At 62.0% G+C, this 22,891-nt stretch carries 22 protein-coding genes and 1 riboswitch; of the genes, 3 read left to right on the forward strand and 19 right to left on the reverse strand.

Annotation, left to right across the window (positions count from 1 at the left end; all coding sequences use genetic code 11):
- The 19 genes from VIM98_RS05225 to glyA all read right to left on the reverse strand — a co-directional run.
- A partial coding sequence (locus VIM98_RS05225) for an ABC transporter permease (RefSeq protein WP_331992042.1) occupies positions 1-1,099 on the reverse strand: 1,099 nt, incomplete at its 3' end.
- Positions 1,100-1,122: 23 nt separating this feature from the next.
- On the reverse strand, positions 1,123-2,355 hold the full coding sequence (locus tag VIM98_RS05230) for an ABC transporter permease (protein ID WP_331992043.1): 1,233 nt from the start codon (positions 2,353-2,355) through the stop codon (positions 1,123-1,125).
- 12 nt (positions 2,356-2,367) lie between these two features.
- Positions 2,368-3,675: an ABC transporter permease gene (locus tag VIM98_RS05235; protein WP_331992044.1), complete on the reverse strand. Its 1,308-nt coding sequence runs from the start codon at positions 3,673-3,675 to the stop codon at positions 2,368-2,370.
- 78 nt (positions 3,676-3,753) lie between these two features.
- On the reverse strand, positions 3,754-4,467 hold the full coding sequence (locus VIM98_RS05240) for an ABC transporter ATP-binding protein (protein ID WP_331992045.1): 714 nt from the start codon (positions 4,465-4,467) through the stop codon (positions 3,754-3,756).
- 35 nt (positions 4,468-4,502) lie between these two features.
- Positions 4,503-5,774: an efflux RND transporter periplasmic adaptor subunit gene (locus VIM98_RS05245; protein WP_331992046.1), complete on the reverse strand. Its 1,272-nt coding sequence runs from the start codon at positions 5,772-5,774 to the stop codon at positions 4,503-4,505.
- A 177-nt stretch (positions 5,775-5,951) separates the two neighbouring features.
- Positions 5,952-6,512, reverse strand: a complete 561-nt coding sequence (locus VIM98_RS05250) for a hypothetical protein (protein ID WP_331992047.1) — start codon at positions 6,510-6,512, stop codon at positions 5,952-5,954.
- A 122-nt stretch (positions 6,513-6,634) separates the two neighbouring features.
- The gene (gene hemP, locus VIM98_RS05255; protein ID WP_331992048.1) at positions 6,635-6,853 is read right to left on the reverse strand and encodes a hemin uptake protein HemP; all 219 of its coding nucleotides are present in this window, start codon (positions 6,851-6,853) and stop codon (positions 6,635-6,637) included.
- A 215-nt stretch (positions 6,854-7,068) separates the two neighbouring features.
- A complete protein-coding gene (locus VIM98_RS05260) occupies positions 7,069-8,037 on the reverse strand; it encodes an aldo/keto reductase (RefSeq protein WP_331992049.1) in 969 nt (322 codons plus the stop codon).
- Between the two features lie 77 nt (positions 8,038-8,114).
- Positions 8,115-8,624, reverse strand: a complete 510-nt coding sequence (locus tag VIM98_RS05265; RefSeq protein WP_331992050.1) for a phosphatidylglycerophosphatase A — start codon at positions 8,622-8,624, stop codon at positions 8,115-8,117.
- Positions 8,621-9,580 (reverse strand): thiamine-phosphate kinase, encoded by a 960-nt coding sequence (gene thiL, locus VIM98_RS05270; RefSeq protein WP_331992051.1) that lies wholly within the window; start codon positions 9,578-9,580, stop codon positions 8,621-8,623. Before thiL ends, VIM98_RS05265 begins: the two co-directional genes overlap by 4 nt.
- Positions 9,581-9,597: 17 nt before the next feature.
- Complete coding sequence (gene nusB / locus VIM98_RS05275; protein WP_331992052.1) at positions 9,598-10,044, reverse strand: transcription antitermination factor NusB; 447 nt, start codon at positions 10,042-10,044, stop codon at positions 9,598-9,600.
- Positions 10,044-10,508, reverse strand: coding sequence for a 6,7-dimethyl-8-ribityllumazine synthase (ribE, locus tag VIM98_RS05280; RefSeq protein WP_331992053.1), 465 nt, complete (start codon positions 10,506-10,508; stop codon positions 10,044-10,046). The genes nusB and ribE overlap by 1 nt, the downstream gene beginning before the upstream one ends.
- Before the next feature lie 80 nt (positions 10,509-10,588).
- A complete protein-coding gene (ldcA, locus tag VIM98_RS05285) occupies positions 10,589-11,506 on the reverse strand; it encodes a muramoyltetrapeptide carboxypeptidase (RefSeq protein WP_331992054.1) in 918 nt (305 codons plus the stop codon).
- 112 nt (positions 11,507-11,618) lie between these two features.
- Positions 11,619-12,710, reverse strand: a complete 1,092-nt coding sequence (gene ribBA, locus VIM98_RS05290; RefSeq protein ID WP_331992055.1) for a bifunctional 3,4-dihydroxy-2-butanone-4-phosphate synthase/GTP cyclohydrolase II — start codon at positions 12,708-12,710, stop codon at positions 11,619-11,621.
- Positions 12,711-12,771: 61 nt separating this feature from the next.
- Complete coding sequence (locus VIM98_RS05295; protein ID WP_331992056.1) at positions 12,772-13,413, reverse strand: riboflavin synthase; 642 nt, start codon at positions 13,411-13,413, stop codon at positions 12,772-12,774.
- A 77-nt stretch (positions 13,414-13,490) separates the two neighbouring features.
- A riboswitch (FMN riboswitch) is annotated at positions 13,491-13,662 on the reverse strand.
- Between the two features lie 109 nt (positions 13,663-13,771).
- Positions 13,772-17,095, reverse strand: a complete 3,324-nt coding sequence (locus tag VIM98_RS05300) for a DEAD/DEAH box helicase (protein ID WP_331992057.1) — start codon at positions 17,093-17,095, stop codon at positions 13,772-13,774.
- 178 nt (positions 17,096-17,273) lie between these two features.
- Entirely contained in the window at positions 17,274-18,380 is a 1,107-nt protein-coding gene (ribD, locus tag VIM98_RS05305; RefSeq protein WP_331992058.1) for a bifunctional diaminohydroxyphosphoribosylaminopyrimidine deaminase/5-amino-6-(5-phosphoribosylamino)uracil reductase RibD, read from the reverse strand.
- Positions 18,381-18,555: 175 nt separating this feature from the next.
- A complete protein-coding gene (nrdR, locus tag VIM98_RS05310; RefSeq protein WP_331992059.1) occupies positions 18,556-19,077 on the reverse strand; it encodes a transcriptional regulator NrdR in 522 nt (173 codons plus the stop codon).
- A 54-nt stretch (positions 19,078-19,131) separates the two neighbouring features.
- On the reverse strand, positions 19,132-20,385 hold the full coding sequence (gene glyA / locus VIM98_RS05315) for a serine hydroxymethyltransferase (RefSeq protein WP_331992060.1): 1,254 nt from the start codon (positions 20,383-20,385) through the stop codon (positions 19,132-19,134).
- 208 nt (positions 20,386-20,593) lie between these two features.
- On the opposite strand from glyA, the gene VIM98_RS05320 reads away from it, so the two are divergent.
- The 3 genes from VIM98_RS05320 to VIM98_RS05330 form a co-directional block, all read left to right on the forward strand.
- Positions 20,594-21,625, forward strand: coding sequence for a hypothetical protein (locus VIM98_RS05320; protein ID WP_331992061.1), 1,032 nt, complete (start codon positions 20,594-20,596; stop codon positions 21,623-21,625).
- Between the two features lies 1 nt (position 21,626).
- Positions 21,627-22,229: a TetR/AcrR family transcriptional regulator gene (locus VIM98_RS05325; protein ID WP_331992062.1), complete on the forward strand. Its 603-nt coding sequence runs from the start codon at positions 21,627-21,629 to the stop codon at positions 22,227-22,229.
- A gap of 60 nt (positions 22,230-22,289) precedes the next feature.
- Positions 22,290-22,891: aldo/keto reductase (locus tag VIM98_RS05330; protein ID WP_331992063.1), on the forward strand; the 602-nt coding region annotated here is incomplete at its 3' end.

Here is a 22,891-nt window from a genome sequence, read left to right on the forward strand (position 1 = left end):
CCGCCTCGATCAGAAACTGCATGTAGACCTCGCGTCGCGATGCGCCAAGAGCGCGGCGTACACCGATTTCGGCCGCCCTGCGCATGAACTTGGCCAACAACAACCCAACGGTGTTGACAAGGCAGATGGCAAAGAAGCCGAGCGCGACAGCCAGCGAGATGCGGCTCTCCGGAGGCACGACCTTCTCGTAGTCCAGCCACTCGGTCACGTTCTGCAACCGATTGTTCGGTGCCCATTGAAACCGGCCCGCCTGTTGCTGTCCGTCGGCGTAGCTGTGCAGGAACTGGCGGTAGCGTTCGACTTCGGCCGGACTATCCAGCTCCACCCACATCGTCACCCAGACACACTCGCTGCGCAGCCAGCCATCCCAGCCCGAACTGAGGGAGCCGGCGCCGCCGCAACTGTTGCGGCCGCCTGTGTCGATCTTCAGATCGATCGCCTTGTTGAACGGCACATACACTTCCGACGCATCGCCGATGCCGTTGTCGGTGAACATACTGAACAAATCGAAGTAGCGCGGTTTCGGATTCCAGTGATCGGTGACGCCTACGATGCGATATGTACGTCCGCGCAGATTGATTTCCTTGCCTACGCTGTTACCGCCATGAAACAGCCGATCGTTCAAGTGCCGACCGATCACCGCAACATCGGCATGCGCATCGTCGTCTGCCTCGTTCCAGCCCGATCCGTATTGGAACGGCACATCGAACATCCGGAAGAAATCGCCTGTGGTGGCATACCCCCCCACATTGAAAGGTGTACTACTCACATCGTGATCGGGAATGACCGCCAGAGTTACATCATAGAAAATCGTCTGCATCCTGGCCTGATGTGCACGCATCAATGCCAGTGCGTCGGTATAGGTCAGCGCCTCCGGCGGCTCGCCGTTGCGATTGTGCTGTGGACCCCAGTTGTCGATCTGTGGCACGAGCAATCGATCGGACTTCTCTGGAATCGGATTGCCGGACACGGCGCGGAATACCGAATAGGTAATCATCGAGGCTGCCACGCCGAAGCCGATGGCCATGATCATCAAGGCGGTAAGCCACGGGTTGCGCTTCAAACTGCGCAGGCCAAGTTGAAAGTAGTAACCGAACATTTCTTCTCCCGCTCGATGAGCGTTCAGGCCGACCGCGTCGCTTCCACCGGCGATACTCGCGATGCACGCATGGCCGGTGCCAGCACCGCCCCCTGCCCAAGCAGCAGGAGCAGGACGATGCCACCAAAGACATAGAACAACGACAACCGGGCCATCTCGAATTGGCTGACCAGCCACAGGTTCATGCCTATCGCCAGGCCTGCGCCGACCACGACACCCACCAGGCCGATCATCAGGTTCTCGGTCATGAAGTAGCTGAGGATGTCGCGCTTGGTTGCCCCCAGTGCCCGGCGCACGCCAATCTGCTTGCGTCGCTGACCGACCCAGAAGCTGGTGAGACCGACAATGCCCGCCGCCGTAATCGCCAGCAGCATCAGGCAAACCACGCCCATCAGGATCGCCATGCCCCGATCGCTCTTGTAGGCCTGGTCGCGGACTACATCGAACGTGCGAATGCCACGTTCACCGTTGATCACGCGCATATGATTGTTCTTGAACAACGTGTCCTTCACCGACCTGGTGATCGCAGCGAGTTCGCCCGGTTTGGCGCGTACCAGGTAGACGGTGAAGTTGCTCTTGAGCTGCACCGGCAAGAGCACGGCATTGTCGTTGAAGTTGTCCGACCAGGTCCCGGACCACGGCACCTGCAAGCGCTCGACGATACCGATGATGGCACTCGGTGCGGTGTTGTCGCCAAGATAGAAGGGCTTACCAAGCGCCTGTTGGCCAGGGAAGAGTTTGTCGGCCAATGCCTTGCTGACAATGACGCCCGGTGACGGCGGGATCGCCCTTTGATCGGCAACTACGACTTCGCTGGCGTTGAAATTCCTGCCGGCGATCAGCTTCAGGCCCATCGTCGCCAATGCGTGCTCATCGCCGAAATATTGCGTAGTGTGCGCCATCGACTTCTTGGCATTCGGATCGACCTTGGCACCGGTGGACCAACCGCCGCCGCGCAACGGATACGAGTTAGTCGCATACGCGTCCTCTACGCCAGGGATCTGACGCAACGCCAGCACATCGGAACGAATCAAAGGCGCGGTATCGAGATCGTTGACACCGACGAAGCGGTTTTGCACCGTCAGCAGGTCGGTCTCGACCATGCCCGTGGGTCGCTGCAGGCGGTTGACACGCTGCTGAATGATAAAGAGCGCGTTGCAAACGATCGCCAGAGTGAGCGCGATTTGCAGGGCGATCAGGATGGTGCCGGCCTTGTGCCGCTTGAGGGCGACGAGAATGGGCTTGATCTGCAACATGATCGTCTCCGCTCAATTGGATTTCAGTTGCCAGGCCGGCTGCACTTGCGCAGCACGCCAGGTCGGATAGAACGCGGCCAGCACCGTGGACAGAATGGCCACCAGCAAGGTCAGCAGGATCAGTTCCGCATCGAGCCGAGCCAATCGCGCAATCTGCGGATCGAACACCAGGTTCACGCCAAGCACGCCCACACCCGTAAGCAACAAGCCCAGAACGCCGCCGGCCAGGCCGACGGTGCCTGCCTCGATCAGAAATTGCATATAGATTTCGCGGCGGGACGCGCCCAAGGCACGGCGCACACCGATCTCCGACGAGCGGCGCATGAACTTGGCCAACAGCAAGCCCACCGTGTTGACCAGGCAGATCAGCAGGAAGCCCATCGCCACCAGCAGGGAGATCTTCGATTCCGGCGGCACCACCTTCTGCACATCCAGCCACGTCATCACGTCATTGAGTCGGACATTGGGGGCCCAACGGAAACGCCCCGCACGCTGCTGCTCGGCGGCATAGCCCGTGAGGAATTGCTTGTAATTATCGGCATCGGCCTTGGAAGGAAGCTCGGCCCAGAACTGGATCCATACGCACTCCGAACGTACCCAGTTATCCCAGCCGTCGCCCGGATCCTTGTTGCAGTTGTTGTTGCCGGCGGTCGAGACCTTCAGATCGATGGCGCGAGTGAACGGAATGAACAGCTGCGTAGGGTCGTCGAAGCCGGACGTGTTGACCGGATCGAAGAACACCGGCTGCGGATTCCAGGTGTCGATGACACCGGCGATGCGGTAATTGCGGTTATCCAGATTGATCTCGCGTCCCACGCTATTGGCACCGTGGAACAGGCGCTCGTTCAGGTTGCGGCTGATCACGACGACCGCGGCATGCGACTCGTCGTCGGCCGCTGTCCAAGGGCCGCCATAAAGGAATGGGATATCGAACATGGCAAACGCGTCGCCATAGACCGCATAGGAGTTCTCCTGGAACGGCAGGATGTTCGCATCGGCCGGCACCACGGAGATCGAGATCGGATAGAGCGCCGTCTGCCGTGTCGCCTTGTGCGCACGCATCAATGCCATGGCGTCCGTATAGGTCATCGCCGAGGGCGGCTCGCCCTTGTCGTTGTCTTCAGGACCCCAGTTATCGATCTGCGGTGCGAACAGCACCGATGATTTCTGTGGGATCGGGTTGTTCGATGTCGCCCGGAACACCGAATACGTCGTCATCGACGCCGCCACGCCGAATCCGATGGCCATCACCATCAGAGCGGTCAGCACGATGTTCCGTCGGAGGCTGCGCAGGCCAAGCTGAAAATAGTAAGCAAACATCGGCGGGTGCTCGGTGAGGTGTCGACAAGCTCGCGCGAACGCGAGGGGCGATGGGCTTCCCTGCCCTTCCTGTGCGCGTCAGACCGACGAGCGGGCGGCCTGGTGGGCGTGGAAGCGCGGATCCTCGGCCAGATCCACGACCTGACCGTCGATGATGTGCACATTGCGCTGCGCGCGGGCGGCAAGCTCAGGATCGTGTGTCACCATCACGATGGTCGCGCCTTCGCGATGGATCTCCTCCAGCAACTCCATCACGCCGCGGGCCATCTGCGTATCCAGGTTGCCGGTCGGTTCGTCGGCCAGCAACAAGCGCGGCGTGCCGGCGAGCGCACGTGCAATAGCGACGCGCTGCTGCTGACCGCCGGACAGTTCGGCCGGGTAATGCTTGGCACGCGATGCCAGGCCGACGCGCTCGAGTGCATCCATAATGCGCTGCTTGCGCTCGGCCGCCTTCATGCCGCGATAGCGCAACGGCACTTCCACATTATCGAAAACATTCAGATCGGGAATCAGATTGAACGCCTGAAAAATGAAGCCGATCTTCTCGTTGCGGATCTTCGAACGCGCGTTGTCGTCCAACCGGCTCACTTCCACGCTGTCGAGGTGGTATTCGCCGCCAGTGAAGGTTTCCAGAAGCCCCGCGATGGTCAGGAAGGTGGTCTTACCCGAGCCGGACGGGCCGGTCACCGCGACGAACTCGCCTTCGTTGACGTTGATATTGAAATCGCGCAGCGCATAGGTCTCCACCACTTCGGTGCGATAGACCTTGGACAGATGAGTCATTTTCAGCATGATGTTGAGTCCTTCGGTGTTGAGTGGTGGACGTCTTAGCGGCTGATGGCTACGCGCGCCGCATTCTTGAAATTGTCGGTGCCGGAGATCACGATCCGATCGCCTTCCTTCAGGCCGTCGAGGATCTCGACTTTGTCGATACTGCTGGCACCTGCGCGGATCGGCTTCTTCTCGGCGATGCCGTCATGCACGACGTAGGCATAGTTGCCGCCGGATTCGTCGACGAACGAACCGCGCTGGACAGTCAGGACATTGTCGCGACGGTCGAGCAGCACGCGCACCGACAGGCGTTGGTTCTGGCGCAGCTGCTTGGGCGTCGTGCCTTCGAAGCGAAGACGTGCAGCCACCTCGCCGTTGACGACTTCCGGCGAGATGGCACTGACCAGGCCTTTCCAGGTGTTGCCATTGCCGGTAATTTCGCCGCTCATGCCGATGCCCAGGTCACGAGCGAAACTCTCCGGCACTTTCATCTCCACTTCCAGCGCGGACAAGTCGATCACGCTCAGCAGCTGCGCGTCTTTGGCGACCGTGGCGCGCTCGGCAATGAACAACTGGCCCACCTGGCCGTCGACCGGCGAGCGCACGTTCAAGTCTTCGACTTGCCGTTGGAGATCCTTGACCAGGATCAACTGGCGATCGTGGGCGAGCTTCTTCGACTGGATATCGAAATTGAGGCTGTCGTTATCCATGCCAAGATCCGCCTTGGCGTGCATCGCCGCAATCTGCGATTTCTTCAGCGTGTCCTTGGCTTTGTCTACGTCCATGCTCGGCACGGCGCCCTGCGTGAATGCTTTCTGGTAGCGGGCCAGATCGCGCGTAGCGGTTTCCTCGTCGATCTGCGCGTTGTCATTGGCCTTCTGCAGCTCGCCGCGCTTCTTGCGCGCGTCGATCTGTGCACGCAGGTAGTCCACTTGCATGGCGTCGGCGGCGCTTTGCTCCTGCGCCAGCTTGTTGACCAGCTCGGGACTGTCGATCGTGGCCAGGATCTGCCCTTTCTTTACCTGATCGCCCGCATGCACCTTCAGCACGACCGCACCGCCGTAGGTGGCGTACATGGTGGGGCTGACTGCAGCCACGACCTTGCCTTCGGCAGCGATATCGCGCACGAACGGCCCGCGCTCGACCGTGCCGAAGGACAAGCGCGATGCGCTTACCGACGCATCGGCCGAAAAAATGCGCCCAGCCTGGGGCAACACCAAAATGCCCACGACCACAACGGCCGCGGCAATGCCGATCCACAAGAAGCGGCGCTTGCGGTTGGGTTTGACTTCGACCAGGCGGTCTTGTGCGGAAGTGTCGCGAATCATCGAGTTGTCCCTTTAAGGCCGCGGACAACGCAGCCCCCGGGGACAGATAGAGCAATCCGCGTGCCAGCGGCGGCACCCGAAAAAAAATCGCTTTGGATCAATGAGCTAGACAGTCATCCATGGCACGTTGCGCTGTCCGCGGACAGTCGACGGACAAACGGACAAGCGTCCGGACGCTTAAAACACCGGCACACCCACCTCGCGGGCAACATCGTTGGCGACGCCTTGGCCGAGCGCGGACAGCTCCGTGGATTCGTCAGCGCCAAGCAGCATCAGGCCGCCAAGCCGGCGCTGACGGAATTGCAGTGGCGCCGCCATGGCGCAACGCATCGGCTGCAACATGCGCAAACGCGGCGCGGTGTTCAGGGCAACGGCGGTACCCAGTAGCGCATCCCACGCCAGGTAATCGGTGTCCGGCAGCAAATACAGGCGGGCTAGCCACGCGCCATGCGGATCGAAGCACTCGATCCACTCGCGCGGCCCTTCCGGGCCCACCTCGCTGATCGCGGCGATCCAACAGCAACGCAGTAGTGGCGCCAGCTCGATACGTTCAGCCACCCAGCTTGGCAACGGTGTATGCGCATTGCATAACGCGGTGGCCGACGGCAAGTAAAGCACCGTCCCCAGGGACGGTAATTGCGCGGCAAGTCGCGTCGGGGCCGTACGCAGCCAGCGGCGGTGCCGGCTCGCCGAGGGTAAGCAGGCGTGGATCGAGGCACAGGAAAACCAGCCGAACATAGCGATGCTCCATGGAGACAACCCGGCTGGGCGCCGCGGCGGACGCTGGCGATAGGCTTGGGGGCGGCAAGGTTGCCGCACGCCGGATAGGAAAAAAGCGGGCATCCCTGCCCTCGGGGGAGTTACTTGGTCAGGATCAGTTTGTCGTTGCGGGTCAGGCGCAGGTGGTACTCGCTGCCCTGATGTTGGATAACCAGCTCGCGCGCGCCGTCGAGCAGCAATTGGCTGGATATCTTGCGCGCCGTGGAGGCCACCGCCTGGGTAGCGGCATTGGCCGCCTGGCCGATCGCACGCAGCGGCTGGGCATCGGTGACGCGTCGGTGCAGGGTCAAGGTGGACATCGAACAGGCTCCGCTGTCAGTCATGAGGCGTAGCCGATGATAATGATTCTCATTTGATAGTCAAGCACTCTGGCGGCGATTGACCGGGGCTATCGCGGCTGGCTTATCCCGACCCGGTCTAGAGCACGCATCGAATGCTCCCTCCCGTATGGAACAGGAGGGGAAGCAGCACGTCTTTCTGCGCCAGGGAATAGCTCAATACATCCCCCGCGATTTCACCCCACCGCCGCCTCAATCGCGGCCAAGACTTCTCCTTGCAACTTCGGCAGCAGATCCAACGCGTCGAGGTTGTGCGCCAACTGCTCCTTCCGGCTCGCGCCGAGCATCACGGTAGAGACATTCGGATTGACCAGGCACCAGGCAATCGCTAATTGCGTCAGCGATACCCCGAGCTGATCGGCGATCGGCTGCAAGCGACGCACTTTGGCAATGCGCTCATCGCCCTGCCCCAGCACACCTTCGCGCAACCACTCGTAGCCGGGCTGCGCAAGGCGCGAATCCGCCGGAACGCCATCGTTGTATTTACCCGTAAGCAGACCCGAGGCCAGCGGCGACCAGATCGTCGTACCCATACCGAAGTGACGATACAAAGGCGCGTATTCGCGCTCCACGCGCTCGCGATGCAGCAAGTTGTATTGCGGCTGCTCCATTACCGGCGCATAGAAATGCCCATTCTTGGCAATGTGATGCGCCTCTTCGATCTGCGGCGCCGCCCACTCGCTGGTACCCCAATAAAGCACCTTGCCCTGGCGCACCAGCGTATCCATCGCCGCTACTGTTTCGGCAATCGGCGTATCCGGATCGGGACGATGGCAGAAGTACAGGTCGAGATAATCCACGCGCAAGCGTTGCAGTGCTTGATGGCAGGCCTCGATCACGTGCTTGCGCGACAAACCGCGCTGCGTCGGCAAGGGCTTGTCGACCGCTCCGAAATACACCTTGCTCGATACGCAGTAGCTATCGCGCGGAAAACGCAGATCGGCCAGCACATCGCCCATCACCTGTTCGGCGATACCATTGTTGTAGGTCTCGGCGTTGTCGAAAAAATTGACACCGCGGTCGTGCGCAAGCGCAAGCATGTCACGCGCCGCAGACCGATCGACCTGCGTACCGAAGGTTACCCAGGCACCGAACGAAAGCGCGGACAGTTGCAGGCCCGAACGGCCCAGGCGGCGATATTGCATGGCAGATTCCCCGTGAGAACAAATGGCGGAGCATCCACTATAGGGGATGCCTCGTGGATGAAATGTTTTTCATGCGCCTAACGCGCCAGGAAATAGCCCAACACGATCAGCGCTATGGCTGCAAACACGCCTGCGATGACATCGTCGACCATGACACCGAAGCCGCCTTTGACGCGCCGGTCCACCCAGCCGATCGGCCAGGGTTTGGCGACGTCGAATACGCGGAAAAGTACAAAGCCCCCCGCGAGCATCCACCACGAGAACGGCAAGAACAACGCAGGCAGCAAGGCAATCCACTGACCGACGAATTCATCCCACACCAGGCTCCGATGATCGTCGACACCCAGCCGCTTGCCGGCCGTGTCGCAGGCCCATACGCCAAGCGCAAAAGCCATCGCAAGTAGCAGGAGATAGGCTGGCCAGGGCCAATGGCGCAGCCACCACCAGGGCAGCAGTGCGGCGAGCGAACCGAAGGTGCCTTGCGCCACCGGCATCAAGCCGGAGCCGAAACCGCAAGCCAGCCAGCCGTCCGGCGAAGCCAGCAAGGCACGGCGTTGCTCGGCGCTCAGGCGCTTGCGATCGCTCATCGGGAGAAATGCTCCCAGCCGCGCCGCGACGTATCGAGCCATTGGCCTTGCGCGTCGCGTACCTGTACGCCCTGCCCTTCGACCACGCGACCGATACGCGTCGCGCCACAACCCATCCGTGCCAGATCGGCCATCGCCTCGGCCACATGAGCGGCCGGAACGGTAAAGCAAAGCTCGTAATCGTCGCCGCCGCTCAACGCGAAATCGCGCGCCGTCGTGTCGCCGAACAAACTCAACATCGCCGACGAGTGCGGCAAAAGGCCGGCTTCGATTTCTGCACCGACGCCACTGGCAATGCAGATATGGCCGAGGTCGGCCAACAAACCGTCGGACACGTCGATACAAGCATGGGCGATATCGCGCAACGCCATGCCTGCGGCCACGCGCGGCGCCGGCCGGTTGAGACGGCCAACGAGATAATCGCGATGCGACGAAGCCTCGACAGCGTGTTGCAGGCAATAGAGTCCCGCCGCGGCATCGCCCAAGGTGCCGGTCACGAGGATCGCATCGCCCACGCGTGCCGCTGCGCGCGTGAGCGTCTTGCCCGGCGGCGCGAAACCATGCACGGCTACGCTGACGGTCAGCGCGCCGCGCGTGGTATCGCCGCCGACCAAAGCCAGGCGATAAGGGCGTGCCAATTCGGCGAAGCCCTCGGCAAACCCGTCCACAAAATCCACGTCGGCGTGCGGCATGGTCAACGCCAGCAGCGCCCATGCCGGGCTCGCGCCCATCGCGGCCAGGTCGGAAAGATTGACCGCCAGCGCCTTCCATCCGATATCCGCCGACGAGGTACCCGGCGGAAAGTGCACGCCTTCGACCATCGTGTCGATCGCAACGACCTGCTCCTGACCTGTCGGCAGTATCAATACGGCGGCATCGTCACCGATGCCGATGCGCACATCCTCGCGCCCCTGCGCGGTGCGCTCCCGTATGCGCTCGATCAGGCTGAATTCCATGGCGGGCGCCGCGCCGCTCAGTTGCGCTTTTCGACGCCGCGCAACTGGCTGGCGAGCTTGTCCAGCACGCCGTTGACGTAGCTATGGCCGTGATCGGCACCGAAGCGTTTGGTGACTTCGATCGCCTCATTGATGACGACGCGGTACGGCACGTCCTGGCGGAACTTCAATTCATAAGCGGCCAGGCGCAGAGCCGCGCGTTCGATCGGATCGATCTGCGCCACTTCGCGATCGATGAAGGGAGTCAGATCGTGGTCCAGCTCGTCGACGTGGCGTTCCACGCCGTTGAGCAGATCCTCGAAATACTCAAGATCGGCCACTTCCATATCCTGCTCGTGACGGAACTGCTCGATCACCGCGCTCATCCGGCTGCCGCTCATCTGCCAGGCGTACAGTGCCTGCAGCGCACGGCGGCGCGCACGCGAGCGCGCGGCCAGATCGATACCTTCCGGACGCTGGTTCATCACTTCAATCGCGCATAGAGATTGACCATTTCCAACGCGGCGATAGCCGCGTCGGCGCCCTTGTTGCCCGCCTTGGTGCCGGAACGCTCGATCGCCTGCTCGATGCTGTCGGTAGTCAGTACACCGAAGGCCACCGGCACGCCGGAGCTGTAGGCCGACTGGGCCAGGCCCTTGGCGCATTCGCCGGCGACATAATCGAAGTGCGGCGTGGCGCCACGGATCACCGCGCCCAGGGCGATCACGGCAGCGTATTTGCCGGAATTGGCCAGCTTGTGCGCGGCCAGGGCGATTTCCCAGGCACCCGGCACCCGGATCAGGTCGATCGCATCGTCCTTGACGCCATGGCGCAGCAGCGTGTCCTGCGCGCCCGACACCAGCGGCTCGACGACGAAGCCGTTGAAACGACCGGCAATAATGGCAAATCGGCCCTTGGGCGTGGCGAAGTCGCCTTCGATGATCTTCATGGCTTAAATGGTTCCTTCAAGGCGGGGCGCCCAAGATGGGCGGCTATTTTACGGGTTTTGGACCGGTGCGTGCCGACATCTCAGGGCACTGGCGCCAGATGGGGGTAACCTTCGATATCCAGCCGGGCGCGGACACCGTCCGCGCGCAGTCGGGCAAACGCCCCGAACGGGAGGGTGAACTTGTCCGGCACATGGCCGAACGGCAGGCCACGCAGCACCGGAATACCGGCTACGCGCTCGACCTGTGCGAAGGCGGCCTCCAGGTCGTAGCCGTTGTCGTAAGCGCTGGCCCGGCTCTGGCTGAAATCGCCCAGGATCAACGCGCGCTGCCGTTTGAGCACACCGGACAAGTGCAGGTGATAGAGCAGGCGCTCGATCCGGAAAGGCGGCTCGGCGATGTCCTCGACAAACAGGATGCCACCGTCGATGCGCGGGAAATACGGCGTGCCCAGCAGGCTGCAGATCATGGCCAGATTGCCGCCCCACAGCACACCTTCGACCGTGCTTTCGGCCGTGCAGGCCCAACTCGCCTCCGTCACCGACGCGCGTACCGTGCGCCAGAAATGGGGCAACGTCAGCCCGCTGAGCGTCTCGGCGCCGAAATCCGGCCCCAGCATCGGCCCGCCAAACGTGATGAGCCCGGCGAGTGCATATAGCGCCATCTGGATCGCGGTGAAATCGCTGTGCCCCGACAGGACGATGGGTGCACCGGCCAGGCGTTCGCGCAAGGCGTCGTAATGCAGGTGCTCGAGCAGACGCGTGGCGCCGTAACCGCCACGTACCGCCAGCAAGATATCGGGCAGCTGCTCCAGCCTGGCCAACGCATTCAGATCGGCGGCGCGCTCGGCATCGCTGCCGGCGAAGCGCAGTTCGGCACGATCGAGCACGCCGGTGCCATCGACCGTATGACCATCGGCGCGAAGGCGCTGCATGCCGCGTGCCATGGCAGCGCGGTCGTGGGGATAGCCGGAGGGGGCGATAAGGCGGATATGGGACATGCTGCCGATGGTGGTGGTTGGTGGGTGTCTGAGGGAAGGGCCTCTCACCGCCCCCCTCAGCGAAGCCTGGGGAGAGGGAGCTGACTGAGGCATGCCTCTGGGCGGTGCTGCGTCAGACGTGTTCGACCACGTCAAGGCCGAAGCCCGCCAGGCCAACGAGTTTGCGCGGGGTACCAAGCACACGCAGGTGCCGGATGCCCAGATCGGTAAGGATCTGCGCCCCCAGGCCGTGCTGGCGCCACTCCTGTTGCTGCAGCTCTTCCGGCGCCTGCTGCGACGGCTGACGGGTCAGGCGGCGTAGCAGGGCATCGGGCGTGTCTTCCCCGGATAGAACCAGCAATGCGCCACGCCCTTCATCGGCGATCCGCCGCAAGGCGGAGGTCACGGTCAAGCCCAGGTCGTCGCGCTGCAGATGCAGCACATCGGACAGTGTGTTGCGCATATGTACCCGTGTAAGCACCGGCGTACCGTCATCGACGGTGCCACGCACGAGGGCGAAATGCATGCCGTGGCGAATCGCGTCGCGATAGGCCACCAGGCGGAACGGCCCGAACTCGGTCTCGACCTCTTCTTCGTACACGCGCTGCACGGTCTTTTCGGTTTCCAGGCGGTAGCGGATGAGATCGGCGATCGAGCCGATCTTCAGGCCATGCTTCTCCGCGAATATCTCCAGTTCCGGGCGGCGGGCCATCGAGCCATCCTCATGCAGGATCTCGATCAGCACGGCCGAAGGCTCCAATCCGGCCAGTGCCGCCAGATCGCAACCGGCTTCCGTGTGGCCGGCGCGGGTCAGCACGCCGCCGGGCTGTGCGGTCAGCGGGAAGATATGCCCAGGCTGCGACAGGTCCGTCGGCTTGGCATCGCTTTTTACCGCCACCTGGATGGTGCGGGCGCGATCGTGCGCGGAAATACCGGTAGTCACCCCCTCGGCCGCCTCGATCGAAACGGTGAAATTGGTGTGGTATGGCGAGGTGTTGTCGCTGACCATCGGCCGCAACCCGAGCTGACGCGTGCGCTGTTCGGTAAGTGTCAGGCAGACCAGTCCGCGCGCCTCGCGCACCATGAAGTTGATGTCCTCGGGACGCACCATCTGCGCGGCCATGATCAGGTCGCCTTCGTTCTCGCGATCTTCGTCGTCGAGGATCACGACCATGCGGCCGGCACGGATGTCTTCAAGGATTTCGGGGATGGAATGGAATGCCATAGGGAAAGCTCGTTGTGGACTTGAATCCTGGGCCGCCATCGTGGCGGCGCAGGGTCGGAGATCAGGCAAAGCCGTGCTGTTTCAGGAAGGCCTCGTCCAGGCGTGGCTTCTCCGGGCTGGAGAGCAGGCGCTCGACATAGCGCGCGACCACATCCACCTCGATATTCACCGCGTCGCCCGGGCGACGCGCATGGAACGCTGTATGTGCCACGGTATGGGGAATAAGGTTGACTCCGAAACGGCAACCTTCCACCTCGTTCACCGTCAGGCTGGTCCCATCGATGCAGATCGAACCCTTGGCGGCAATATAGCGCGCCAGCGCGGTCGGCACTTCGAAGGTCCAGCGCTGCGAGCGCCCATCGGGGGCCACCGAAACGACCTTGCCCACACCATCGACATGGCCGGACACCAGATGCCCGCCCAGACGGTCGGCAAGACGCAGCGCTTTCTCCAGATTGACCGGATCACCAGCCTTGAGTGCGCCCAGCGTGGTCAGCGAAAGCGTCTCGTTGGAAACATCGGCGCTGAAGCCACGCGATTCCAGCGTCACCGCAGTAAGACAGACGCCGGACACGGCAATGCTATCGCCGAGCTGCACATCCGCGAGGTCGAGACCGGCCGTATCGACATGCAGGCGCACATCGCCACCGCGCGGTTCGAGTCGAGCCATACGGCCGACGGCCTGGATGATTCCAGTAAACATGAAACGTTCTCCTCGAGCAAAAAGAGAGAACGCCCCAAGGCATGAGGCCAGACGAACGGCGTCGCTGCCATCCATCTCGCCGTCTTCTTTCATCCGGACTATGAGCGGCTCCGAAAAGCTGCCTTACCGTCGGCTCCGGCATCGGACCGGATCTGCTGACCTCCCGGCACGGACCGGAAGCGCTCGCGGGCTCGTGCCCTTGAGGCACCTACCGCCGGTGGGGAATTCCACCCCGCCCTGAAGACGTCGTATTTTCGTGGTGTTGCCGGCGAGCCGGCCTGGGCATTCTAGCATCAACGGCTCAGGGCGGCCCTTTCCGTTTGTGCGCGGGGACGAACATGGCGTTGCACTACGGGCTTCAAATTGCCCGCTTGGCACGTGACCGTTGCTTTGCCCGTGGAGCGGCCGCTGAAGTGGCAGGAATCGGCTCGAAGAGCGCCTCGATGTCGTCTTCGGAGAATTTCACCGCGCCGGCCGCATCTTCCGACAGGATCGCCTCGGCCAGCACGGCCTTCTTCTCCTGCATCGCGACGATTTTCTCCTCGACGCTACCGGCGGCAATCAGCTTATAGACGAACACAGGCTTATCTTGCCCAAGCCTGTGCGCTCGATCGGTCGCCTGATTCTCAGCAGCCGGGTTCCACCATGGATCGTAGTGGATGACGGTGTCGGCGGTCGTGAGGTTGAGGCCCACACCGCCGGCTTTGAGGCTGATCAGAAAAAGCGGCACGCGGCCCTGGTTGAATCGCTTGATTGGTGTGACACGATTCGTTGTTTCCCCGGTCAGCATGACGTAAGTGATGCCCACCTCGTCCAATGCCGCCGCAATAAGGTCAAGCATGCCGGTGAATTGCGAAAACAGCAAAATCCGGCGACCCTCCCCGATCAGTTCGGGTAGCATGTCGAGCAACAGATCGAGTTTGGCAGACTCCTTGACGCGTGCGGCCTGCGCAATCTTGACTAACCGCGGATCGCAGCAGGTCTGACGCAGCTTAAGCAAGGCGTCCAGCACAATAATATGACTGCGCGCAAGACCTTTGGCGGCTACGGCCTCACGAACCTTTTTCTGCATTGCCGCGCGCACCGTTTCGTACAAGTCACGCTGCGCACCTTCGAGATCGACGGTGCGCAGAATCATCGTTTTGGGCGGCAATTCGGTAGCCACCTCATCCTTGCGTCGACGCAGCATGAACGGTCGGATGCGCCGCGCTAGCAGGTCTCGCCGTATGACGTCCCCGCTCTTTTCGATCGGCGTGCGCCAGATTCGCGTGAAATCCCGCCGGGAGCCCAGAAAGCCAGGCAAGAGGAAATCGAACTGAGCCCACAGCTCACCCAGGTGGTTTTCAAGCGGCGTGCCCGTCAGGCAAAGACGATGCCTTGCACGTAGCTCCCGAATGGCTGTCGCAGACCGGGTAGCGGCATTTTTTACGTACTGCGCCTCGTCCAGAATCAGCAGGTGATAGTCGTACTTGGCAAGCACATCCTGATCGCGCCACAGCAACGCATACGTCGTAAGAACGAGGTCATGCTCGCCGATCTGCGCAAAGCGTTCATGCCGCTCGGACCCATGTAAGTCCAGCACTCGCAGCGACGGTGCGAAACGCCGTGCCTCATCGCACCAGTTGTGCACGAGAGTCGTCGGCAGAACTATCAACGCAGGCCGGTCAAGCCTGCCGCTTTCCTTCTCGACCAGGATGTGGGCGAGCGTCTGAATGGTTTTGCCAAGCCCCATATCGTCGGCCAACACACCAGACAGATCGTGCTCGCGCAGGAATTGCATCCAAGCAAGCCCCTGACGCTGGTAGGGTCGCAGTTCGGCCATCAGCATGCTCGGAACAGGCACATCGGTGACACGGGGACCTGCCATCAGGCGCTGTGCTAGCCGACGAATCGATGCGTCGCCATGAAACTGCCAGCGTCCGGTCTGGTCCAGCGCATGGAGCCGCGCGGCATCCCAGGCGTAAATGCGCAGCCCTTCGCCCGGCGAATCGAACAGATCGACCAGCACGCGCACAACGGGTTTGATTCGATCGGCTCGCAGGCAAATTCGTTCGTTACGATCGGTTTTCAGCTCAATCGTTTCATCGTCGGTAATTGCATCGATCCGCCCGGAGAGCCAGCGTGCGTCGCGGCGAAAGAGATTGGACAGCAGAGGTTCCAATCGCACCGTGCGGCCGTTGACCGTGATCCCCATCTCGACATCGAACCAGCCGTCGCCGCTCTGATGAAGGCTGCCATCAATCGCATCGATCTCGATGACGTTGTGGCGGAAGGCCTCGCTCATCTCCACGCGCCAATGGCCTGCCCGAAGCTCGGGCACGATCCGTTTCATGACGTTCGCCCAGTCCTGCTCACGATCCGGCGTCAGCATGTCTGCCGGGAACGGGCGACCGCCCGGCCCATATCTGGTGCCTGTATTGCGAAACCCCGCCTTTTGCAACTCTGTGAGCCGCTTGCGCTCAAGATTAGTGTTCCGCCTGATCTGAACAACCGTGCCATCGGTACAACGAATCAACGTGGTGTCGCTGTAAGCGGGTAGCCTGTGCCCGGCATAGTCAAAGCTGACCGTAGCAAAATCGAACGGGGGCTCCGAAGTGGGTAGCGTATCGAGCATGAGTACAGGCTCCGGCGCTGACTCGACTACCTTTACCCACGACCTGTCGTGCGTGGGTGGAGCGGGTAACGCCGGAGCCACGTCACGCAGCACCATACCGACAAGCTCCGCTTCGTCCGAGGTAATGGCCGGTATGGAAAGGTAATCGGCCAATTGCTCCGCAGGCCAAGGCAGCGTAAGTGCGCCAGCTTCGCCAGTATTCGCATCGATATACCAGCACGGCTGGAGGGTAGTCAGCAGCAAACTGGCAGCGGGCTCCGCCTGCAAGGCAGGCCGCAGGCGGGCGTCCGATCGAGTCTCCCAGGCCAGTTTTCCATGACGTACCGAGCCGCCACGGATGGAATGAAGCGGACTTTTGTGGTGCGCATGGACGGGAATAAAAGCGGAGAAGGCACGCCCTGTAGCAACCATTCTGCCGAGAAGCTCCGCGCCCGTTGCACCTTGCAGGATAAAGTTGCCGTAGAAGCCATGCGAGCGTCCCCGCCATAATCCTCCGAGGACCGGCAGATCCTCCTCTTGTACGAATCTCGGAGGCTGCACCAAGGCACGCTCGACGTTATGCCACGTCTCGTCCACCGAGCAAATCGCGCCGTCGGCATCCACGCGCGCCTTACGAAGTGACACTTCGCAGCTGCCATCCTCCATACAATCGATCGCATAGGCCAGGACATGCGTCCGCTTGACCGCTTTCTTTTGGGTGGAAACACTTGCCTGAGCGCATCGAATGCGAAAACCTTCAAGCCAATTCACCAGCTCTGTGCGCACGCCTGTGGTGGTTGAATCGGGTTGTTGGGCCAAGCCAGCGATCAATAAAGCGACCACGTGCTTGCAGCCGTAACCCACCGGGCACGAGCACTCCCCTTCCACCCACATACTCTTTTTGCCAATGTCGCCGAATGCTACGCGCACCTCGTACGGATACTTACGCGTACCCTGGACACTGCCAGCAAGCGCATGCTCCTCAAGCCAGTACACATCGGAAACTGCGCTCACATAGTGCCGTGCCTTGGCCATGGTTTTGGCATCGAACCACTGTGCGATCTGGCTTGCATTGTAGGAAACGGGCATCGGCGAAGACATTCGGTTCAACAGTATGGATATACTAACGTCGTCAACACCTCATACCCCTGTCTTGTGGGTAACGAGCGGCAGAGGCTGTTCCCACAACACCCAGGCCATGCCTGGCTGCCCCTACGGGAGTGACGATACCGCACGCCAATATCTGCATGTATTCCCCGTTGGAAAACTATGGCGCGCCTGCGTCCTGCGGCCTCAAGGTCAGCCGAATATCCGGCCCGACCTGTCGCAGCTCCCGCAAATGCAGCGACCAGCGCTTGGACATGTCCATCAGCGCCGGCAATCCGAGTAGCGGCATGGCGTGATTACCCAGCAGCACGGGTGCGACGTAGATCAGCAATTCGTCGGCAAGGCCCGCCGCCACGAGCGAACCGCAAAGGGTTGGCCCCGACTCGACCTGCACTTCGTTGCAGCCATGCTCGGCAAGAATCTTCAGTACGGCAGCCAGGTCGAAACTGTGGCCGATCTCGGCGGTAGCTACACATTCGACTTGGGCAAAGCGACTGTCAGGCGTTACACCTGGCCCATGCAAGATGAGTGTCGGCATCTGTCCATCGAGCACTTGCGCCCCCCGCGGCGTGCGCAACAAGCGGTCAAGCACGACACGCGTCGGCAGCGCATGCGGTTCGTCCAGGCGCACAGTCAAACGCGGGTTGTCGGCCAGCACCGTGCCGCTACCGGTCAACACGGCCGAACTGCGCGCGCGCCAACGCTGTACGTCCTCACGTGCAGCCGCGCTGGTAATCCATTTGGATTCGCCGGTCGCCAATGCCGTGCGACCGTCCAGGCTCATCGCCAGCTTTACCCGCACCCAGGGCCGGCCACGCTCGATACGGCTGAAAAAGCCGATGTTCAATTCGCGCGCCGCCTCGCGCATCAGACCGACCTGTACCTCGATGCCGGCTTCGCGCAGCTTGGTCATGCCCCGCCCCGCCACTTGCGGAAACGGATCTTCGACGGCGACGACGACACGCGCTACCTCAGCCTCGATCAGCGCATCGGCGCACGGCGGCGTACGGCCATGATGCGCACAAGGTTCCAGCGTGACGTATGCGGTGGCGCCGCGAGCGCGTTCGCCGGCTTCGCGCAAGGCATGCACTTCGGCGTGCGGCTCGCCCGCCTTGCGGTGCCAACCGCTGCCGACCGCCTGCTCGCCGTGTGCGATGACGCAACCGACGCGCGGATTGGGCTGGGTGGTGAACAAGCCCAGCTCTGCCAGTCGCAGAGCATGGGCCATATGAAGGTGATCGACGGCGGAAAAGTTGGTATCGGCCATGATGCGCATTGTGGCAGGGGCGAGGGGCGAGTAGCGAGGGCGCAAGTCCGAACGACTGGAGCCAACTTTCAAGGTTCCGACAGCCCTTTCGCGCACAGCAGTCTGCGATGACCACCACAGTTGCGTCCTCGCTACGCGTCTCTCGCCCCTTAGAGGCACCAGAAAGTACTGTCAGCTATCCCTTTTTGCCACGCTTGGCCGCTGCCTCGCCCAGCAGCGACAGTTGCAGGTTTTCCAGGCCCGGCAGATCGCGCTCGAGTTTCTCGATTTCCTCGCGGAAGGCGTGCACATCCTCGAAGCGGCGGTACACCGATGCAAAACGCACGTAGGCCACCTGATCGAGCTTTTTCAGCTCGCGCATGACCAGTTCGCCTACCTGGCGCGAGGGAACTTCACGTTCGCCGCTTTTACGCAGGTCATTGACGATCGTGCGCACGGCATTGTCCACCTCTTCGGTGGCGACCGGACGCTTCTGCAGCGCACGGTCGAAACTCACACGCAATTTGCGCTCGTCGAAACTTTCGCGCCGCTCTCCGCTCTTGACCACCGTCGGCAATTTCAGCTCGGCGGTTTCGAAGGTATTGAAGCGCTCGCCGCATTGCGGGCACTCGCGGCGACGACGCACCGTGGCACCATCCTCGGTAAGGCGGGAATCGATGACACGCGTGTCTTCGTGCTGGCAGAACGGGCAATGCATGGTTTAGCGGAGTGGAGAGTACAAACCGTCTGTACCCTCCGCTTCCATGGCTCCTCAACCGTAGACGGGGAACTTCTTGCACTGCGCGGTGACTTGCTCGCGCACCTTGGCGATGACGGCCTCGTCGTTCGGCGCGTCCAGCACGTCGCAGATCCAGTGGGTCAGCTGCACCACGTCGCTTTCCTGGTAGCCGCGAGTAGTGACGGCCGGCGTGCCCACGCGCAGGCCCGAGGTGACAAACGGCGAACGCGGATCGTTCGGCACGGCGTTCTTGTTGACCGTGATGTGCGCCTTGCCCAGCGCCGCTTCCGCGTCCTTACCCGTCACTTCGCGACCGATCAGGTCGACCAGCATCAGGTGGTTTTCGGTGCCGCCGGAAACGACTTTGTAGCCGCGCTCGATCAATGTGCGAGCCATTGCTTTGGCATTCTTTACCACCTGGGTCTGGTAAGCCTTGAAAGCGGGCTCCAGCGCCTCCTTGAACGCTACCGCCTTGGCCGCGATGACGTGCATCAGCGGGCCGCCCTGGATGCCCGGGAACACGATCGATTGCAGCTTCTTTTCCAGTTCCTCGGACAGGTCCTTGGCGATGACGAAGCCGCCACGCGGGCCACGCAGGGTCTTGTGCGTGGTGGAGGTCACCACATGCGCATGCGGTACCGGATTGGGGTACACACCCGCGGCGATCAGGCCGGCTACGTGGGCCATGTCGACGAACAGATAAGCGCCGACCTTGTCGGCAATGGCACGGAAACGTGCCCAATCCATAACCTGCGAGTAGGCGGAGAAGCCGGCCACGATCATCTTGGGCTTGTGCTCGACCGCCAGACGCTCGATCTCGTCGTAATCGACCAGACCCCGATCGTTGACGCCGTACTGCACGGCATTGAAGAGCTTCCCCGACACATTGACCTTGGCACCGTGGGTCAGGTGGCCGCCATGGGCCAGCGACATACCCAGGATGGTATCGCCCGGCTGCAGTAAGGCCAGGTAGACCGCCTGGTTGGCCTGCGAGCCCGAATGGGGTTGCACGTTCGCGTAGGTTGCGCCGAACAGTTGCTTGAGGCGATCGATGGCCAGCTTCTCGGCGATATCGACGTACTCGCAACCGCCGTAATAGCGCTTGCCCGGATAGCCCTCGGCATACTTGTTGGTCAGCACCGAACCCTGCGCTTCAAGCACGCGCGGACTGGCGTAATTCTCCGAGGCGATCAGTTCGACGTGGTCCTCCTGACGGCGAGCCTCCTTGGCAATGGCCTGGGCCAGTTCGTCGTCATAACCGGCAATCGTCTCGTTCTTCGGGAACATCCTGACCTCGGGGAGCAATAGGGGGAGCTGGAACCTTAAATTGTAGCTGTCATATGTTAGGGCGACCACCGGAGGCTCTTGCGCGCTCATTTCGTACATTGTACCGTACATCGTACATAACCCACGGATGCGCTTCGCCATGCCCCGTTCATCGCACTGCGTCTCGTCCCGCCCCCTCTCTTTGGCCCGGATAAGGCAGGCTGTCTTTTTGCTATTGCTGGTTCTGCCGATCGCCGCGACGGCGGCCGGCATTTCAGGCGTCGGCGTGGCAGCGATCCGAATCCCCGACCCGGTCGGCGGCAAGCTGACTGACGGCTATGTGTTCTACCCCTCGGCACAGCCGGTAAAGGGCACGACGGCGATGGGGCCTTATGAGGTCGCCGCAACGATCGATGCGCCGGCATTACCGGGCGCCCATCCCCTCGTGGTGATCTCGCATGGCAACGGCGGCTCGCGCCTGGGTCATCATGACCTGGCGACATACTTGGCCAGCCATGGCTTCGTCGTCACCACCCTCAATCACCCCAAGGACGACTTCGAGGACACCAGCGGTGTAGGACACCTGGAAGTGCTGGCTGGCCGGCCGGTTCAAGTGCGCTCGGCCATTACTACCGTGCTTGCCGATCCGCGCTGGAAAAAGCTGGTCGATCCCACGCGCATCGGCGTGGCGGGGTTTTCCGCAGGCGGTTACACCAGCCTCATGGTGGTTGGGGCGATGCCACGCTTCGATCGCTTCGTCTCATACTGCGCGGCCCATATGGATGACGTGAACATGTGCGGCGCCGAACCGGCATTCCGTGCCGAAGCGGCCAAGGCGGGACTGACGACGCAGCAGATGTTCGAAGCCATGCAAAAGCAACTGGACAAGTACGGTCCCACCGCCGATCCCCGTGTCAAAGCGGCGTTCGCGATGGCGCCCTTGAGCGTAATCTTCGACGACCATGCCTTCGATAAGGTCACCGCTCCGATCTACCTGTACTACGCACAGAACGACACTGTGCTCCGCCCGGACTTCAACGCCCGGCATATCCAGCCGCTGATCCATACCCTGTACGCGGTCAAGGAAGTGCCGAAGGCCGAGCACTGGGTGTTTCTCACGCCATGTACGCCGGCGCTTGCCCAGGATATCGCAGCAATGTGTTCGGACCCGCAAGGAGTCGACCGCGCCAAGGTGCATGCCACGCTCAATGCCGATGCGTTAGCCTTCTTCCGGAAGACATTACACATACCGGAGCATTGATTTGCCGCGTGCCTTGAGCGAGCAGGAAACCGAGGCCTTTCGCGAACGCCTATGCGATGTCGCCGCGCGACTGTATGTCGAGGAAGGCCCCGCGGCAGTCACCATGCGCAGGATCGCCAGCGAACTGGGCAGCGGCACGATGACCGCTTACCGGTATTACCCGAACAAGGAAAGCATCCTTACGGCCGTGCGCACGCGTGGCCTGAACCGCTTTTCGCAGGCGCTGGAAGACGCCCTCGATACACCGGGCGATGGCCGCACGCGCAGTCGGGCGGTACGCGATGCCTATATCGCCTTCGCTCGCCAGCATACGGCGACCTACCGGCTGATGTTCGAATATCCGCAGGCCGACCGCGACGATCCCGCCTATCTGGCGGCACACGAACGCATGTGGCGCACGGTGGCAGCGCACGTGGAAGTCATGATCGCCGAGGGTAGGATCGAAGCCGACGCGCCCATCTTCGGCCATCAGATATGGGCAGCGTTGCATGGCGCTGTCATGCTAGAGCTCTCGGGCCTGTTACCGCCGGGTTTCGATGCCGCCTCGTTACATACGCGCACCGTCAGCGCCTTGATCGACTCGGCGCGACCGACGCGCGAGTAACGTGCATTGCATAGCGCTTGAGCGCACACTCCCGCCTTTGACTCGCTACGGGAACAGCGCATGAAATTTCGCCAACTCGGCAAGCACGGGCCCAGCGTATCGGCCCTCGGCCTGGGCTGCATGGGTATGTCCGGCATGTACGGACACGCCGATCGCAGCGAAAGTATCGCCACCGTGCATGCCGCACTGGACGCTGGCGTCACGCTGCTCGATACCGGCGACTTCTATGGCATGGGCCACAATGAAATGCTGCTCGGCGATGCGTTGGAGGGGCGCCCGCGCGACAGTTACCAGCTCAGTGTCAAGTTCGGCGCGCAACGCGGTCCCGGCGGCGACTGGCTCGGTTACGACGCGCGCCCGGCTGCGGTGAAGACCGCGCTGGCTTACTCGCTCAAGCGCCTGCGCACCGACTACATCGATATCTATCGTCCTGCACGACTCGACCCGAACGTGCCGATCGAAGACACCGTCGGCGCCATCGTCGACATGATCAAGGCCGGTTATGTGCGCTATATAGGGCTGTCCGAAATGGGGGCAGCGACGATCCGCCGCGCGCAAGCTGTCGGACCGGTGACCGATCTGCAGATCGAGTATTCGCTGCTTTCACGCAGCATCGAAAAAGACATCCTGCCGACCTGCCGTGAGCTAGGTATCGGCATCAC

The organism is Dyella sp. (assembly GCF_036568765.1).
Lineage (GTDB): Bacteria > Pseudomonadota > Gammaproteobacteria > Xanthomonadales > Rhodanobacteraceae > GSA-30.